The 17,570-nt window shown below is 62.0% G+C and carries 8 protein-coding genes; 3 read left to right on the top strand and 5 right to left on the bottom strand.

Annotated elements, in window-relative coordinates; genetic code table 11:
• Positions 1 to 208: 208 nt before the first annotated feature.
• Complete coding sequence (locus tag ACXX81_RS11235) at positions 209 to 5,014, bottom strand: hypothetical protein (RefSeq protein WP_458571687.1); 4,806 nt, start codon at positions 5,012 to 5,014, stop codon at positions 209 to 211.
• A gap of 18 nt (positions 5,015 to 5,032) precedes the next feature.
• Positions 5,033 to 9,913, bottom strand: a complete 4,881-nt coding sequence (locus ACXX81_RS11230; protein WP_458571686.1) for a dermonecrotic toxin domain-containing protein — start codon at positions 9,911 to 9,913, stop codon at positions 5,033 to 5,035.
• Positions 9,914 to 10,055: 142 nt separating this feature from the next.
• On the opposite strand from ACXX81_RS11230, the gene ACXX81_RS11225 reads away from it, so the two are divergent.
• The 3 genes from ACXX81_RS11225 (at position 10,056) to ACXX81_RS11215 (ending at position 11,844) form a co-directional block, all read left to right on the top strand.
• Positions 10,056 to 10,346 carry a DUF5629 family protein gene (locus ACXX81_RS11225; protein WP_231423735.1) on the top strand — a complete coding sequence of 97 codons (291 nt, stop codon included), beginning with the start codon at positions 10,056 to 10,058 and terminating at the stop codon, positions 10,344 to 10,346.
• Complete coding sequence (locus tag ACXX81_RS11220) at positions 10,333 to 11,508, top strand: lactonase family protein (RefSeq protein ID WP_209981598.1); 1,176 nt, start codon at positions 10,333 to 10,335, stop codon at positions 11,506 to 11,508. The genes ACXX81_RS11225 and ACXX81_RS11220 overlap by 14 nt, the downstream gene beginning before the upstream one ends.
• 156 nt (positions 11,509 to 11,664) lie before the next feature.
• Complete coding sequence (locus ACXX81_RS11215; RefSeq protein ID WP_209981600.1) at positions 11,665 to 11,844, top strand: hypothetical protein; 180 nt, start codon at positions 11,665 to 11,667, stop codon at positions 11,842 to 11,844.
• Between the two features lie 36 nt (positions 11,845 to 11,880).
• Here the strand turns inward: ACXX81_RS11215 and ACXX81_RS11210 are convergent, their stop codons facing one another.
• From ACXX81_RS11210 to ACXX81_RS11200, 3 genes are read right to left on the bottom strand one after another with little or no spacing between them, the layout of a single operon-like run.
• Complete coding sequence (locus tag ACXX81_RS11210) at positions 11,881 to 12,474, bottom strand: glutathione S-transferase (RefSeq protein ID WP_458571685.1); 594 nt, start codon at positions 12,472 to 12,474, stop codon at positions 11,881 to 11,883.
• Positions 12,471 to 16,109 (bottom strand): SbcC/MukB-like Walker B domain-containing protein, encoded by a 3,639-nt coding sequence (locus ACXX81_RS11205; RefSeq protein WP_458571684.1) that lies wholly within the window; start codon positions 16,107 to 16,109, stop codon positions 12,471 to 12,473. Before ACXX81_RS11205 ends, ACXX81_RS11210 begins: the two co-directional genes overlap by 4 nt.
• The gene (locus tag ACXX81_RS11200; protein WP_458571683.1) at positions 16,106 to 17,347 is read right to left on the bottom strand and encodes an exonuclease SbcCD subunit D C-terminal domain-containing protein; all 1,242 of its coding nucleotides are present in this window, start codon (positions 17,345 to 17,347) and stop codon (positions 16,106 to 16,108) included. The genes ACXX81_RS11205 and ACXX81_RS11200 overlap by 4 nt, the downstream gene beginning before the upstream one ends.
• Positions 17,348 to 17,570 lie beyond the last annotated feature (223 nt).

Genomic DNA, 17,570 nt, shown 5'->3' with positions numbered 1-17,570 from the left:
TCCTGCGTTGGGCTGCGCAGCAGCCCCAAAACCAGACGCTGAGCCGTATCAGGTACACCGCGTTTTGCTTGATTGGGGGCGCTTCGCACCCCAACGCGGGGCAAGCCCGCTCGCCACAACAAGCCCGCTCGCCACGACGAGCTACCTGGCCACAACGAGCCCGGCTGCCAAAGCGTGCCCGTTCACGATGGACCTCCTCGGTCAACGTTCACGCTGAATAAAAGAACAGCTTCTTCGCCATCTCCCGCGAGACGTCGCTGCGCCAGACCCGTCCCACGACCTGGTTGTTCCGGGCTTGCTGCAACTGCGCCTTGAATCCCAGATAACGCTGCTCCGCGCGTTTCAGATGCCCGGCGGTGTAGGCCAGGTCAGCGTCGGTTCCCCTGGCGTAGTGAAAGTGTGCATACCACAGCACCTTGTTGGAGGCTTTGTCGCGGATCGCATATTCCGTGAGAAAGTCCTGGGCCTGGGTCGCTGTGCGGGCGCTGACCCGTTGAATATCCACCTGATTATCGCGCCACAGCGTAAATACCTTGTCGGACGTCGGCGCCTGGCGCTTGTAGGCGTTGTTTCGGTAGCGCTTGCCGGTGTCGCGCAGGTCCAGGGCTTCGGCGCGAAAGCCCTCGATGGCCGCCGTGATCGGCCCGGTGGCCGGCTTTGCGCGCGCAAGCTCGTTGCTGATGGACTCCAGCTCATCGGCCAGTTGTTCGAGCAGCGTGAACCATTCCTGCGGGTTCTTCTCATCGCGTAACGTCGCGTCATCCAACTGGCGCATTTCACGCTGAATCAGGCGCTCCCGATTTACCCGCTCCTGTTTGAGGCGGTTGCCAGCCTTGATCGCCGCACTTGCCGAGCGCCCGGCAGGCGGTCGTGTCGGTGGCCGAGCCGGTGGCGCCGCCTGGACTATTTCGACGTAATTGCCTTCCTCTGGATGTGCATGAAAGGTGCTGCTGACGGCGCCCGTTTGCGGGTCATGCAGGTCGATAAGCGCGTCGCTCGCTTGTGTGCGGGCATCACCGACCAGCGTGCCATGGTTGCGGGTTTTGAACACCCGCCTGTTGGCAGGCTTGTTTTTGAGTGGCAGCGCCCTGGGCAGCGGTACCTGGGTTTTTTCGAGGGTGTGAATGGCGGTGGCCAGGTCTTGCTCGGCGATGCTGCGCGCCTGTGCAAGGCTTGCCAGAAACATCTCCGGATAGGGTTGACGCACAGTGCTCGACCCCAACTCGTGCAGCGAGCGCATGGCGTAGGCCTGACTTTCGTAGTGCGTGATGACGTTTTCGTAGACTGAAATCTGTTCCTGCAGGGTAAAGCCGCGCACGATGCGCATTTGTAGATGAGAGATCAGCGCCGAGTAAAAGCGCGTGCCGTTCAGATGCTGGAGGAAAAACCCCTCGCTGTGATCGGGCGCCGGGCCACTGCGGTCGATAGCCAGCTCCACTTCGGTGCTCAGTAACTTGATCCTGTAGTTGGCGGCGTAGAACAACTCCGGCACGGTGATTTGCGCGTGCAGCTTGTCGCTCTGCGCGCTGCCCGCCGGCGAGAGTCGGGCCATTTCGTCCCACAGGGTTTCTATGCGCTCCGTGCATTCGATCAGCGCCTGGCTGTGCGCTTGCTCGCGTTGCTTTTGCGCGATAAATGTCTCGTAAACGCTGTTCTGTTCACGCGCCAATGCTTCAAGAGACCGTGAGGCAAGCGCGTCTACGTGCTCACCTTCAACGGTAATCGCCACGTCCCTGAGATGGTCCTGCAACAGGTCGCGCACGGCACAATGTATCCGCGACAGCGTGTTCATCGCGCTTAATTGCTGCTCTTCATACAGGGGCGCTGCGTCCACCGCGCGAATCTGGTTAAAGCTGTCGAGCAACTGCCGTTGCAAGGGCACCAGTGCGTCCACGTTGCGCTGCATGAGGCGTAACGCCACTTCAAAAGCGACCTGGGTTGCGCGGGTTTTTTCCTGCCAGAACTGCTGCAGTTGCAGGTCATGCGTCTTCGGGGACGCAGACGTCTGGACCGTGTTCCACGCGTTTATCAGCGCTGCACGGTTTGACTCAAACTCGGCGCGGGTGTGCCGGGCCTTGTTGAACGCTTGCTCGTGGACGGCGCAGAGTTGATCCATCTGGTTGCCGATATCGGCCTTGCGGGCCAACAGTGGCGCCGTTCGGTCCTCCAGCGCCTGCCGGTAGGCGGCAATCCGTTTTTTCGGGCCACCCCCCGTCAGTTTCAGGCCACGATCCAGCGTCCAGTGCCCTTGGCCGTCGGTGCGCAATTTGATGCCGGGATGATCCGGTTTTAGCGGATGCACGACGAACACATCGCCGAAGCCCGGCACGATCTTTACCTGGAACAGCCGGCCAGCGACCGTGGCATGCCATTTTCCCGCGATCCTGAACAAGCCTTTGAAGGCACCGGTATCCACCGGAGCCAGGTGCTCTTTGGGCCATTCGACGCGCACGGCGGTGAGCTGTTCAAGCAGGCGCGCGGCAGAGGCATCCCGCGCCACTGACGTGTCGAAGTCCAGCAAGGTGTGACCGCTTCCCGGGGGCTCGGACGGCAGCGCAATCGGGCCTGGATCAATTACCAGCGTGGTGTCCGGCGGTCGACCCGATGCCCGGCGGATCGGGTCCAGCGCCAGCCCGTAGCGCGGTGAATCGGACCCTCGCGCAACGTCGACCGCCGTACCGGCATGCAGCAGCACCAGGGCGATGTTCAGTAAAAGATCAACAACGGCCTGCTCGCGGGTGATGGCGTCCGTGCTATCAAGGCCGGGAATGTCATGCATCAGACTGCTGCTCAATGACGCCATCCAGCCCACCAGCATGACCGGCGCACTCAGCGGCAGCCCCAACAGGATGTTGAACAATAGCCAGCCGCCCTCCAGCACAATCGCCCAGCGGCTTTGAGCATTGGACACCGCTTCGCGCTCGGCCAGGTCCACCAGCGCCCGGGCGTTGCGGCCAAACAGATGCTGCATCAGCTCGCCGCCTTGCAGCGACTGGATAAGTTCTTCATCGGTCGCATCAGCCGCCAGCGTCGCGGGCCTGGGTCTGTCAGGTACGTCAAACGGGTCCAGGGCGGAGAAGTGCACGATGTGCGGTTCCTGCAAACCGCCGTGCGCATAGATCGGTCGTGCATGCTCAGGCAGCCACGCCAACACGCTTTCCTGCAGGTCGCCGGGTGCGGCGATGGCCGCCAGCATTGCTGAACGATCCGCGAACTGCCGCAGGGACTGCTCATACAAAGGCCTGTACAGAATATGCGGCCCCTTGCGGTTGTCGGTGCGTTCGATGACGAACATGGTGTCGACCTGATCGGGGGTGGCGCCGTCTTTTCTGCGCAATGCCAGCGGGCGTATCACGACCGCGTCGTCACCCACGATCTGTTGCACCGCGCCGGGCTGTACCAGGGCCGCGATGAACTGGTAGCCCACAAGGGTAAAACCTTGCTCGCCCTTGACCGCCAGTTCCAGCGCCGTCAACGCTAGCATCACCCTCAACGCTTCGCCAAACAGGCGCTGGCGTTCAACGGCCTCGGCAGAGGGAACCAACAAATGCTCTTTGAGCAAAAGCGGGTAGTGTTTGCCAATGTCCACGCGGCTGATCAGGTCCAGCAGATAGTCGGGTGTTGTCCAGGCCTGAATCAGTTGCCCGCCAGTGTGCCGAAGGGTCATTGTGCCCTTGGGTTTGCCGGACAGATTCTTCAATGCCAGGTCGGTCAGACTCATCGTCTGGCGCTCGATATAACCGCCGCCCAAAGTGCCGACCGCCACCGCGAAGGTCAGCTCCAGCTCATCGGGTTGATAGCCCGGCGCCTGGGGCTGGTCCAGCCGCATTTGCCGGTGCAGCTGTTTTGCCGCGTACACCCGCAGGTTATCGATGCCATCGGACCACGATTTACCCTGGCTGACCTGGCGGTTCCTGGCCAGTTCCAGGCTGTGCCTGCGGTACGCCAATTGCGCGGCGGGCTTGGCACTGCTCAACCAGCCAGGCAGCGCCGCGTGCACACGCCGCAAGAATTGAGGATCGGCACTGTGTGCGCCACTTAACCACGCGGCCGGATCGGTAACGCGCACGAACAGCGCGGCGAGTTCGGCTTTGCTGGTGCGCGTCGGCAACTGGATGGCGGCCAGATCCTCCAGCTGTAGATTCAACAGCAGTGCCGCTTGGGTGTCGAAAAAATTGCCGGAAGGTTCATAGCGTTTGAGTTTTATAGCGTCGGCTTCGAACTGCAGGCTCAACTCGCGTTGCCAGGCCTGGACGAATGCGTCCATCGACGGGTAAGTCGCGATCACGCCTGACAACCGGCAATGCAACACCCGTTGATCGAGCGTCACCAACAAATCAGGCGACAGCAATGTGCTGGACAGTGCGCCCCTGGACACCCGCGATTCGAGCACGTACACGCGCGCCGGGCTGAACGCCTCAAGGCCCAGGCGATCAGGATGATTGGCCATCTGCGTGAGGGTTTCAGCCAGCGTCGGGTCGACGGCGGCGTGGCTGATCGCGGCGACCCGCAGCGCCTCGGCAAGCCGGTCGCCCAACCATTCCCAGCGGCTGCCGCCGGCGGTACTGGCGCCATTCCAGTAGCGGGCCAACGCCTCCTGAAAGCCGATGGCGATAATCCCGGGCAGTTGCCGAACCACCCCTGCCAGCATGGTCATGTCTGGCCCGGTCGCAGCGTGCGAGTCACCGACCTGGGCGAAGGTGACCTTGCGCCGGGTGATGTCCACCAGGTGCGGCACACGGTCTGCGGTGCCGGTGTAAAAGTCCGGCGGATCACCGCCGGCCAGGTAATCGAGCACCACCTCCACCAGCCGGGTCAGGTCATAACCGCCTGCCTGATTCGGGAAGGCGACATACACCGCTTCGGCGGGGATATTGAGCGGTGCGGTTTTTTCAATGATCAGTTGATCCAGCAACTGTGCAATGACTGAGCGCAGCGTGGGGCGAGCACGAAACTGCGCTTGCACGGTCTGGCGCAGTGCTTGTGCGCCAGTGGAGGACTCGGGGAGCGTCATGGGTAGTCCTTTCCGTGTTCAGCCTGCAGTAGACGGGGCAATGCTCAGGAACAACCGGTCAGTTGGCGGCTCGATCAGCACATAGAGAATCTTGCCCAGCGGCTCGGCGCCGGCCTCCTGCTGAGCGCGCAGCCGGGCTTGCACATGCTGCTTGAGCAGATCCTTTTGCGTGAATTTGCGTTGCTCGGGCAGCTTCAGATGGGCGCGGGTATAAGCCGCGGGCGCAGCCTCGGCTGATGTGTAGTGAAAGTGCGCGTACCACAACACCACCGCAGGCTTGCGGGCTTTGTCGTACACCGCGTATTCGGTAAAGAAGTCTCCGCTCAAGGTGGGACGCAGCGGGTCTGCCTGGCTGGTCAGGTTGATATCGATTTCTTTATGGCGCCACAGGTAATCGATACCTTCCAGGGTTGGCCATTGTTGTTTGTAGGCGTCGCTGGTGACGCGCTGCGCCTTTCGAGTCATGTCACGGGCGTTGGCCCTGAAGTCATCGATCAAATCCTGTGCCGTCGGGCTGGCGATGTGTTCGCGTGCGATCTCGTCAGCAAGTGCGTCAAGCCTGCTCGCTTGTCCGCCGAGCAGCGCATCCCAGTCCGCCGGGTTGACGTCTTGTCGGGTCAGCGGCGATTGCAGTTTCTGCTGCTGGGTAGCGATGACACGCTCAAGCGCCGGCCGTTCCCGGATCAGCTGCAAACCCTGGTTTTTCAGGGTGGTCAGCGACTGCGCCTTCGGCGCCGGTTCAGGCGCCGAAGGCGTGTCCTGGCTGGACTGCGCCCAGCCGTCCGCCTGTTGGTCGTACCTTGCAATGGCTTCGCCTGTCATCGTGTCGGTGATGACAATGTGTGTGGTATCGGTCGTCGCGCCTGCTGGCTGCAGTTCTCCGACGTAGTAGTGGTGCTTGCGGGTTTTGAATACCCGTTTTGTCGAGGCCTTGGGGCGCAGGTTGGTCGCAGTGGGGGGCTGGGTGTCCAGTTCTTCCTGTCGGCGTACCACCGTTTCCAGCTCGGTTTCGGCCAGCCGACGAGCACTGTCCAATTGCTTGAACAGGCGTTCCGACACAGGATGCAGGCGACCCGGGTTGATCGTCTTGAGTACTTGTGCGGCATGTTCATAGCGCCGGTACATGACCAGTACCGTGTCGTATACCTGGCGTTGTTCTGCCAGGGCATAGCCTGAACTGCTACGCACCTCGACATGGGACAGCACAGCTTTGGTCAACTCCATGTACGCCAGGTGTTCGACGTACAGCGCTTCTTGTGGCGTGCGTATCAGTCCGGGCTCGAATGGTTCCACCAGTATCCACGACAACGGGATCAGTGCGTTGAGCTTCAGGCTCTCAGAGGAGAAGTGCTGGGGATGCTTGATCCCGGCCAGCAGCGATTCCCGTATCGCACGGCCCGCGACGGAGTCTTTTTCAAGTTGATCCAGGGTGTTTTCCATGGCTTCGGAAAGCGTTGCCATGCGTTGCCACATGTCGGCCAGTTCAATCGCTCTGGTGACATGCTCGTTATAGGCAGTTGGGTTTCCTATCCATTTTTCCGGGAGCATGCGCAAAACCAGGTGTGACATCGGCTCTCCACTGCCGGTGAAACGCAGCGTATCGGCCCAGCCCCTCAGGTACGTGTGAATGGAAAACTGATCACCCCAAAGGGTGTGCAGTGTTTTGGCCCGGTCCCGGACGTGAACCCCGGCGCCCCCATACTTTTCCAGAGACCGACCCACTTCAACCAGCTCCAGACGCAGCGGCAGCACCTGGTCATAGCGTTTTTGCAGCGGTTCCAGCAGCGCTTCGTACTGGTTGCGCAGCCTGGCGTAACCCTGCACCTCAAGTTGATGCCTTTGCAGCAGCGCGGGTTTTTGTGCGACGTCGGCGTGCTGGAGCAGCTTCCATACCGTTTTGAGCGTATTGCCCTGTTTGATCAAGTTCTCGTAGGCCGTCTGCATCCGCATCATCGATGCATTGAGCTCATTTATTTGCGGGGTGATTTCCAGGCCAAGGGACTCCATTTGCGCGACCATTTCACGAGTCTTGCGCTGGTTTTCCTCGCGCAACTGCGCAATACGTTTGGGGCCACCGCCCAGCAGCTTCAAACCGCGATCCAGGGTCCAGTGGCCCTTGCTATCGGTTCTTAGCTTGATGCCCGGATGGGCGGGTTTTTCGGGGTGAACAATAAATACCTCACTGAACCCTGGAACGATCTTGACCCGGAACAACAACCCGCCAACCGACGCATGCCAAACGCTATCGATTTTGTACAGACCCTTGAGCGCGCCGATTTCGATGGGAGCGGGAACAGGGTCGGGCCAGGCCACTTTGTAGTTCAGCAGTTTTTCCAGCAGCCGCGCGGATGCGCCGTCGCCGGCCACTGAATGATCGAAGTTGACCCGCGTGCGACCGCCACCCGGCGGTTCGGAGGGCAGGCCGACCGCTCCGCGCTTGATCACGGGCAGTGTTTTTGCCGGCGGGCCCGCCGTGCGCCGCAGTGGCAGTCGGGCGACGGCCGACTGATCAATAGGCGGCCGCTGCGTTGCGGGTGGAGCCGAGGCTTGATGCACCAGCACCATGGCCGTGTTGAGCAGCAAATCGATCCATGCCAGTTCCCGCGCAATTGGGTCGTCGCTGACCAGCGCCGGCAAGTCCTGGGCAAGGCTCTGGACCAGTTGCATAAACCAGCCCACCACCGCCGCCGGTCCGCGCACCAGCATCAATAAGGTATTAAAGCCCAGTTGCGCGCCTTCCAGAATCAGTGCCCAGCGGCTTTCGACATTGGAGGTCGACTCGCGCTCGGCCTGTTCCAGCAGTTGGCGCGCCTCGCTGGTAAACAGGTACTCCATGAGCTGGCCATTGGTCAGCGACTGCATGAGTTCGTCGTTGCTCTCATCATCGCTCAACGCCAGTATCGCCGGTGCGGGCACGGCGGGCAGCGGATCGAACGCCGAACCAATGCCACCGATCCGCACGTAATGCGGCTCGTTGAATCCGCCGTTGCTGTAAATAAGACGGGCGCTGTCACCCAGCCACGCGAGGACACTGTCCTGCAGCTCGCCCGGCTTGACGATGGCCGCAAGCAATTGCTCGCGGCTGCTGAATTGCAACAGCGACTCACGATAGCTGGGGCGGTACAGCAAATGTGGGCCGGCCTGGCCATCACGCGGCTCGATGATGAACATGTGCTGCACCCCATCCGCCTTGGCTCCGGGCTTGCGTTGAAAGGCCAGCGGGCGCATGACGATGTCGCGGTTATCCACGCAGCGCTCGGCGCGGCTGGCAGCGACCACGGCGGTCACATACTTGACGCCCATCCAGGTAAGGCCCGCTTCGTTCTTTATGGCGTGCTCCAGCGCCTGGCTCGTCAGTTCAAGCGGACGTTGGGCAATGAACCGGCGTTTGCGTTGCTGCGCCTCATCGGTGTCGCCGAGCAATTGGCGACGAACGTAGTTGGGGTAGTTCAGACCGATATCCACCCGTTGTACCAATTGCTCGATGTAATCGGGCGTCAGCCACGCTTCAAGGGCTTGTCCGGTCGTGTCACGCAGGGTCATGGAACCGCGCGGTTTGCCCGACAGGTTTTTCAGGGCCAGGTCCACCAGGCTCATGCGCACCGTTTCGAGGTAGCCCCCGCTGAGCGTGCCGTACGGTACGGCAAAGGTCAGTTCCAGGTGGTCGGCGCTGTAGGTGGCGGCGTCGGTTTCACAGGTGCGCTGGTTGGTCAGCCAGGCATTGCGTTCCAGGCACAGCTGGTTGTCCAGATGGCGACGAGCATAGGAACGGATATCGTCCAGACCCGTCAGCCAGGTTTTACCGTCTTCCAGCCGCCTGACGCTGGCTTGTTCGAGCAGGCAGCGACGATAGGCCAAACGCAGGTCGGGCGAGGCCTGCCGCAACCAGTCGGGGAGGGCGGCCTCGACCGACAGCAGGGTCTGGCTCGGCGCGGTGGATACGTCGCCCAGCCGCGCGGCGGGGTCGGTCAGCGATTCGAACTGCGCTTGCAGGCGATCCGCCGAGGTAGCGCTCGTCAGGTCCAGGGCCGCAATGTCATCGAGCTGGGCATCGAGCACCAGTGCAGCCTGCACTTCGAAGATATTGCCGTCCGGTTCATAGAGTTGCCAGGTGAGGCTGTCGGCGGTGAACTGTTCTGCAATGCGCCGCCCCCAGGCTTCGCCAAAGGCATCCAGGCTGGAGTAGGCTTCGATGCGGCCCGACAGGCTGCAGAGCCACGCCTGTTTACCATCGACCAATACCAGGTCGCTCGATTGCAACGTGACCTGGATGTCGCCTTGAACCAGGCGGGTTTCCACGCTGTAGGCATGCAGCGAAGATTCCGGCCCGGCGCGCTGGCTGCGGGTTTCGCGCGCAGGGTAGTCGGCCAGGTGAATGAGTCGTTGCAACGCAGAGACATCGCCGCTCAATTGGCGGATGGCTGCAGCGCGCAGTTGGCCCTGCAAAATACCGGCAAACCACTGCCAGCGGCTGCCTGCGGCGTCGCTGGGCATGTTCCAGTAGGCGGTCAGCGCGTCTTGAAAGCCCACCTGCACGATAAACGGCAGTTCGCGGATGACCGCTTCCACCACCGCCAGGTCGTAGCTGTGCATGCCGTTTTGTTCGAAGACCAGCCGCGTGCCGCCGGCGTCGCTCAGGTAAGCGTCGAGCCCGTCGCGAGCAGTGAGGTCAGGGAAAATGCCGCTGGCGAGGTATTCAAGCGCGACCTCAAGCAGTGGCTGCAAACTGCGTCCACCGCCTTCACGGGGCAGCGCGAGGCGCAATCGGGCAACGGGCAGCGTCAGCGGCGGGTATTTTTCCACAAGGTGGTCGGCGAGCATCTGCGCGACCACCGAGCGCAACGTCGGTCGTGTGCCGAACTGCGCGTGGACGGCACGCTTGATCAAGTTGTCGGTCATGGGTATTCCTTTACGAAAGAGAAGGGGATCCCTTTACGTTACGGCTCGCAATGCCGCGCGGGCGTTAGCCGGTTACCGCCACCCTCTGATGCGCCAACTCGCCTATCATGTGCACTTTCTCTTTGCCGATGACCGACTCGTAATGACTGCCGACAACCTCACCACCGTCCTTGCCACCGCCGACATGCTTGAAATTGACGGGCTGCACGCCTTCGACTTTGCGCTGTCCAAGGAACACCTGCTGATCACCGCCATGGACGGCCGCGCAGAAAAGCGCTGGACCTTCAGCCTTCAGCAGGTGGAAAACGCCACGTTTGATAACACCCTGCAAAGCTGGACCCTCTGCGGTGACTCGGGCGAGCATCGCCTGATCTGCATGAGTGCGATCACCGGCAACAATAACGATGAGGACGACGAGCATGATGATGCGTAAATTCTGGCCGCTGCTGATGGCGGGCAGTGTCGGTGCGATGTCGGTGCAGGCTGCACCGGCCGACACCCATGACCTGCTGGTGGGCAGCTACACCGCTGGCAGCAGCGAAGGAATCTACCGCCTGCAGTTCGACAGCCGTACCGGCCAGTTCAACGGCAAGCCGGTGCTGGCGGCCAAGGCGGCCAATCCGTCCTGGCTGACCCTTTCCAAAGACCAGAAGCGTCTCTACGTGGTCAACGAAAATGGCCCGGGCCAGCAGGATGCGGTCGGACGCGTCAGCGGCTACAGCATCGACCCGCAGAACCATCAGCTCAGCCTGATCAATCAGGTGCAGAGCCTGGGCAATGAGCCGACCCATTCCAGCATTGCGGCTGACGGGCGCTATCTGTTCGTTGCCAACTACTCGGTACTGGAAGACCCGGGCGGCAGCCTGGCGATTCTGCCGCTGGACGCCAGTGGCAAGCTGTCGGCACCGGTGCAGATGAGCGGGCACCCCGCCAGTGGCGTAAACCCTGAGCGCCAGGCGTCCAACCATGTGCACTCGGTGGTGTCATCGCCCGATGGCAACTACGTGTTCGTGCAGGACTTGGGTGCCGACAAGATGTTTGTCTACCGTTATGACCCCAAGGCCAACCACGAACAGCCCTTGACCCCGGCCAGGCCGGCGTCGGTGCAACTCCCGGCCGGCAGCGGTCCGCGTCATCTGCTGTTCAGCGCCGACGGCAAGCATGCCTGGCTGACCACCGAGATGAGCGCCCAGATTGCGGTGTTCGATTATCAGGACGGCCAGCTCACCCAGACCCAACTGGTGGATTACGCCACCGGCCAGCCGGTGACCGACAAGGCCGGTGCGGCGTTGCATGCCTCAAGTGACGGCAAGTTCCTGTACGTGAGCAATCGCGGTACGGCCAATCAACTGCTGGTGTTCAGCATCGACCCGGCGACGGCGCACCTCAAGCAGATTCAAAAACGCTCCGTCGAGGGCGACCACCCGCGTGAATTCAGCCTGGACCCGAGCGGCAAGTTTGTGCTGATCGCCAACCAGAAGAGCAATGAAATCGTGGTGATCGAACGCGACCCGAAGACCGGCCTGCTGGGTAAAACCGTGCAGAAACTGCCTATTGATGCGCCCAGCGACCTCAAGTTTCTGCTGCGTCAATAAGCCACAGGCCCCGCAATGCGGGGCCTGAGCTTGTCTATTAATTCTGTTAATAGCGGCTACTGTTTCAAAGCATTTCTAAGGTTCAACCCTCGGGCGTACGTTGAGTCCCAAGGCCTTCCCCGGCCACTCAACCACACGAACACGAGGGTTACCGCCATGAACTTGAACCTCTTCTCCATCATCGCCGCTTCTGCTGTTTCCGCCACTGTTGCCTTGCCAGCGGCCGCCAGCGTGGAAGTCACCGACAAAAAATCCGGCACCAGCGCCTACACCCAGAAGTACCTGCAACAAAGCGCCAACTTCTATGCCGCCCTGGATCACAAGACCCTGCGATAAGCTTGAACTGAGCTCCCACATTTGATGGTGTTGAACTCAGGGTTTGGCCATTACCGCTACAAACAGCGGCGATTGCAGAAAGCGCTGCAGCCAGGTTTGTAATCGGACATAGGGCGTACTGGCGAACCACTTGCGATCCACATGGGCAAACTGGCGCACGAACGGCGCCAGTGCCACATCTGCCAGGCTCAAATGATCGGCCAACAAGCAGCTATGCCCCGCCAGTAAATTTTCCAGCTTCTGCAGGAACACCTCACCCTCGGCCCGATAATGTTCCATCGGATGCTCCGGGTAGCGCTCGGCATACTTGTACCGATCCAACTGATATTTAAAGCCCTGGTCATTCTCGGCGATCAACGCCAGCGCGGCCGGGTCATCCTGCAGCAACCAATCATCCGGGTCGTGCTGCGCCAGGGCCCATTGCATGATCGCCAGGCTTTCATCGATCACTTGGCCGCCCACGCTCAATACCGGCACCGTGCCCTTGGGCGACAGCGCCAGCATGTCGGCCGGCTTGGCCTTGAGGCTCACCTCAATGATGCACACCGCCACGCCTGAATAACGCAAGGCCAGACGTGCGCGCATCGCATAAGGACAACGCCGGAACGAATACAACAGCGCCTCGCTCACTGGACCTCCAGCGTACTCAAGCCGTTGCCCTGACGCTTGACCTGGATCTGCACCGGGATGCGCTCGTGCATCTCCTGCACGTGGGAGATCACCGCCACCTTGCGGCCCTGGGCCTGCAAGCCATCCAGGGCATCCATCGCCAATTGCAGCGACTCGGGGTCCAGGCTGCCGAAGCCTTCGTCGATAAACAGCGACTCGATCTTCAGGGTGCTCGACGCCATGGACGCCAGCCCCAGGGCCAGGGCCAGCGACACCAGGAACGTCTCGCCGCCGGACAACGAATGCACCGAGCGCAGTTCGTCGCCCATTTCCGTGTCCATCACCAGCAAGCCAAGCATGCTGCCGCCGCGCTTGAGGCGGTAGCGGCGCACCAATTGGCGCAACTGCACGTTGGCATGGTGCACCAATAGGTCGAGGTTGTAGGCCTGGGCGATCTTGCGGAAGGTGTCGCCGGTGGCCGAGCCGATCAGCGCATTCAGGCGTGCCCAGCGCTGCCACTCTTCATAGGCCCGGGCAATTTGCGCGGCCAGTGCGCTGTTGGCCTCCTGACGGCGCTGGTCTTCCGATTGACGTGCGCGCAGCTCGGCGCACTGTTTTTCGGCCTCGGCGATGTGCTGATTGAGGGCGGCGAGGCTGTTGTCCAACTGTTCTGCTTCGAGGTTGCCGTTGTGCAGGGCCTGGTGTTCGGCCAGGCGCTGTTCGCGCTCATGCAGCAACACCCTGGCTTGCTCGAGGGCTTTTTCGCTGGTCTGCACCTGCTGACGCAGCTCACTCAGTTGGGCATCATCGAACGCCAGCAAACGCGTGAGGTGCGTGTCATCCAGCTCGGGATGCCGTGCGCGCCACTCGCTCAAGCGCGTGTCGAGCGCCTGTTGTTCGCTGTGCAGCGCCGACTGACGCTCCTGACGAGCCTTGAGGTCGGCCGCCAGTTGGATCAGTTCGTCGTGAATAGCCTGCAACTGTTGACTGGCCTCGGCTTCGCTCTGGCGCGATTGCACCACTGCCTGTTCCAGTTGCTGTTGCCAGTGTTCGGCACTGGTGTAGTCGCCCAGCAAAGTACCGAGTTTTTCCTGAGCGGCCTGTTGCTGCGTCGCCAGCTCGTTGAATTGCTGGTTAAGCGCGTCGAGCTGTTGCTCACGGTGTTGCTGATGGGTGTGCTCTTTTTCGATGGCCTGCTGACGCGCTTGTTGTTCGGCCAGTTCGTCGCGTTGGTGGCCCAGTTGCTCAAGCCGCTGGCTGACGTGCTGGTCGAGCAGCATGAAGGTTGCCGCTGGATCGCTGCGCAAACCGTCGAGGGTTTCGGCGGGCAACAGGTTGGCGAAGGCGTGCAGCTCTTCGTCAAGGCGTTCGCGGTCGTTGGCCAGTTCGCGTTGCTGGTCGAGCATCAGTTGGCGCGCTTGCTGGCTCGCTTGCTGGGCGCTGTTCAACTGCTGTTGCAGGCGCCCGGCATTCTGTTGCAGGTTGAGCAGTGCGGCCTGGCGCTGTTCGTCCTGGCCGATGCTCTGAGTCAGCTGGTTGAGCTGCTGGCCCAGCCAGGCGCTGCGTTTGGCCGCTTCCTGATTGAACAGCGAAGCCGACAAAGGGTGCGCTTCAAGGCTCGGCTTGAGCGCAGTGTGCTGGGCGGCCAGGTGTTCCTGTTGTTGCAAAAACTCTTTCTGCTGGGCGATCAGGCCACCGACTTCACCGCGCAGTTCGGTGAGCTTTTCCTTGAGCGTGTCGACGACCTTCTGCGCCGTGGCCTCTTCGGTTTCATCGTGACGGCCCAGGCTGTGCAGCAACGCTTCGGGCTGGTGATACGGGTGTTCAGGGCTGCCGCACACGGGGCAGGGCTGGTCATCCTGTAACTGTTCACGCAACTCCTCGACGCTGGCACTGCGCGCCAGGCGTTGGCGCTCCAGCAGTTGCCGGGTCACGGTGAGGGTCTGTTCGGCCACCGCCAGTTCGGCCTTGGCTTGCAGGCCGGCCTGGTTCAGATGCTCGCGTTGTTGCGCAGCATCGGCGAGCTTCTGCGTGAGGGTGGCGGCTTGCTGGTCCAACTGTTGCAGACTGTCCCACAGGCGCGTCAGCTCTTCGAAGGCGCGCTGCTGCTTGCGATTGTCCTGCAGCAGGCTGGCCAGCAGTTGCACCTGTTCCGCTACCGCGTGGGGTTCGGCACCGGCCTCCTGAAACAGCAGGTCCAGCGCTTCGCGCTGCTCGGCGAACGCCTGTGCAGTGGCCGTGGCGCGCTGCTCCAGTTGGGGCAATTCGGCCTGGCCTTTGCTCAGGCGGTTGCCGATCAGCATCAACTGTTGCAGACGGTCGCGGTAGGCGTTCCAGGCGTCGCTCAGCGGGGCGAGGTTGGCGCTGCGCTCAAGCTCTGCGGCCAGGCGCTGCAGGCGCTGTTCGACGTCGGCGTGTTTGTCCTGCATGGCTTTGAGCCGGGCCTGGCCTTCAAGGCAGGCGCTTTGCTGCTGGTGTTTTTCTTCGGTGCGCTTGGCGAGGTCGCGGGTCAGGTGGGCGAGGGTGCTTTGCTCTTCGACGGCCTGGCGCAACAGCGGCGCAGCGTCGGCCTGGTTTTTTACCGCCTGGGCCACAGCGCTTTGCGCGCTGGTTTGTTGCAGCTGTGCCTGCTGCTGGCGGGTCTGCAGCGCGTGTTGCTGTTCAATATACTGCTGAATCTGCGCCGCCAGTGGCGGGAGCAAGGTACTGAGTTCGGCCTGGCGTGCAAAATGGTGTCGTTGCGGCGCCAACTGCTCCAGGTGATTAAGGTCCTGGCGCAGCGGGGCCTGGGCTGCCCAGGCCTGCTCGTCGCGCTGCAGTTGCTGCGCCGCATGTTGATGGCGCTCTTGCCACTCACGCAACTCCTTGAGCCAGGTGTGCTGCAACTCCAGCTGCCTGAGCTGGGCCTGCCGGGTCTTGAGCTGTTGCTGCGCCTCGCTCAGTTGCTGGTCCAGCTCGGCGCGGGCTTCGGCGGCCAGCGGGACAATGCCGGTGGCCTGGTCCTGCAGTTGCCTGTGCACCTCGCGGGCGTCCCGGGTCTTGTCGAAGGCGCGGCGGCCAAGCTGGGTGTACAGCGCGGTATCGGTGAGCTTTTCCAGCAGTTCGCTGCGCTCGTTGTCATTGGCCTTGAGGAAGGCGCTGAACTCGCTTTGGGCCAGCAACACCGCACGGGTGAACTGCTCGAAGTTCAGGCCCAGGGCGAGTTCCAGCTGGGTCTTGTATTCGGTTTTCTGACTGGCCAGCACCTGATCACTGTCCAGGTCGAGCAGGCTTTGCCGACTGTTTTGCAGCTTGCCGCTGGCCTTGTCGCGGGCGCGGTTGGCCTCCCAGCGCGCGCGGTAGCGACGGCCGTTGACGCCGACAAAATCCACCTCGGCATAGCCGCCGCCCGTGCCGCGGCGAATCAGCGTGCGCGGGTCGCCGATGGAAATGTCGGTATCGGCGTCGGGCATTTTCGCCTGGCCGGTGTCGCCCAGCCGTGGCACCGCGCCAAACAGCGCCAGGCACAGCGCATCGAGCAAGGTACTTTTACCGGCGCCGGTGGGCCCGGTAATCGCGAACAGCCCGGCGCTGGCCAGGGGCTCGGCAGTGAAGTCGATTTCAAACGGGCCTGCCAGGGAGGCGAGGTTTTTCAGGCGGATGGCGAGGATCTTCATGGTTGCTCACCTTCCTGCTGCACTTCCTGGAGCAACACGGCGAAGTCCTTCAAGGTCTGTTCATCCACTTCACTGCCATAGTTGTCCTGCCAGGCGCGGCTGAACAGCTCCTGGGGCGTGAGCTGGTCGAGTTCGACCAGCCGCGCCTGGTCCGCGTCGTCCTGGCCGCGTGTGCCGGCGTATTCGGCGGCGATGCGCACCAGGCGCACGGCCTTGCCTTGCAGGGCGGTTTCGATTTGCTGGCGCAGGTCTGGTTGCGGCTCGTCCAGGCGCACCCGCACTTCCAGCCAGGGATGGCGCTGGGTCTCGGCGAGCAGGTCGATGTCGGGCAAGTCCGCCAGGGCCTTGAGGATATCGGCCAGGGGGGCAGCTTCCAGGCGTTGCAGGTTGACCGAGCGCGGAATCAGGATCGGTTCGACGCTGACCAGTCTTTCGCCCTGGAACATCACGTCGAGAATCTGGTGTTTGTAGCCGATCTCGGAAAACGACAGTGGAATCGGCGAGCCGCTGTAGCGAATGCGCTCTTCGCCGTTGACCTTTTGCGGTTTGTGCAAATGGCCGAGGGCAACATAGGCGATACTTCTATCGAACAGGCTGGCCGGCATCGCCTCGGCATTGCCGATGATCAGGCTGCGCTCGGAGTCTTCCGACACCGAACCGCCGGCCATGTGTGCATGGCTGATGGCGATCAGCGCCTGGCCTTTTTTGCGCTTGGCGTTCGCCGCGGCGATCAACCATTCATGCACCTGGCCGATGCCGCGCAGGTAGTCGTCGCCCAAGTGGGCGCCAGTGACTTCCGCCGGGCGCAGAAAGGGCAGCGCCAGGCACCAGCCGGCAATCTTGCCTTTGGCATTGGGCAAGGGAATCAGCAGGCGCTCGGCATCCAGTTGCCCGTCATCCAGCCACAGCACCCGGCCCAGCGCATGGGTGCGCAGACGGCGCATCAACGGCGCGGGCAACTCGATGCGCGAGCCGGAGTCATGGTTGCCGGCGATCATCACGATGGTCAGTGCGGGGTTTTGTTCGTGGGCGCTGATGATGAAGTCATACAGCCGCTCCTGGGCCTTGAGCGGCGGGTTGACCGTGTCGAAGATATCGCCGGCGATCAGCAGCACGTCAGGGCTGTGGGCCTTGAGCTGGCCGAGCAGCCACGCCAGGAAACAGGCGTGTTCGAAGTCGCGTTCCTGGCCATGGAGGTTTTGGCCCAGGTGCCAGTCGGAGGTGTGAAACAGACGCAAGGCGAACTCCGTGGAGAAGATGGAAAGGAGGGGAGTTTACCTGCAAAAGCGCGGGCTATGCCTGAAACCGACACAGTTCAAGGGTGGGAGGGGCAAGCCACTCTTATCAAACACAAAATAACGGGCTGCTTTAGAACCGGAAATCTCACCCTCCCTGTGGCGAGCGGGCTTGCCCCGCGTTGGGGTGCGAAGCGCCCCCAATCGAGCAAAACGCGGTGTACCT

Source organism: Pseudomonas sp. GNP013, assembly GCF_054343995.1.
Note: the sequence above shows the minus strand (reverse complement) of the source record. Positions and strands in the feature narration are given on the sequence as shown.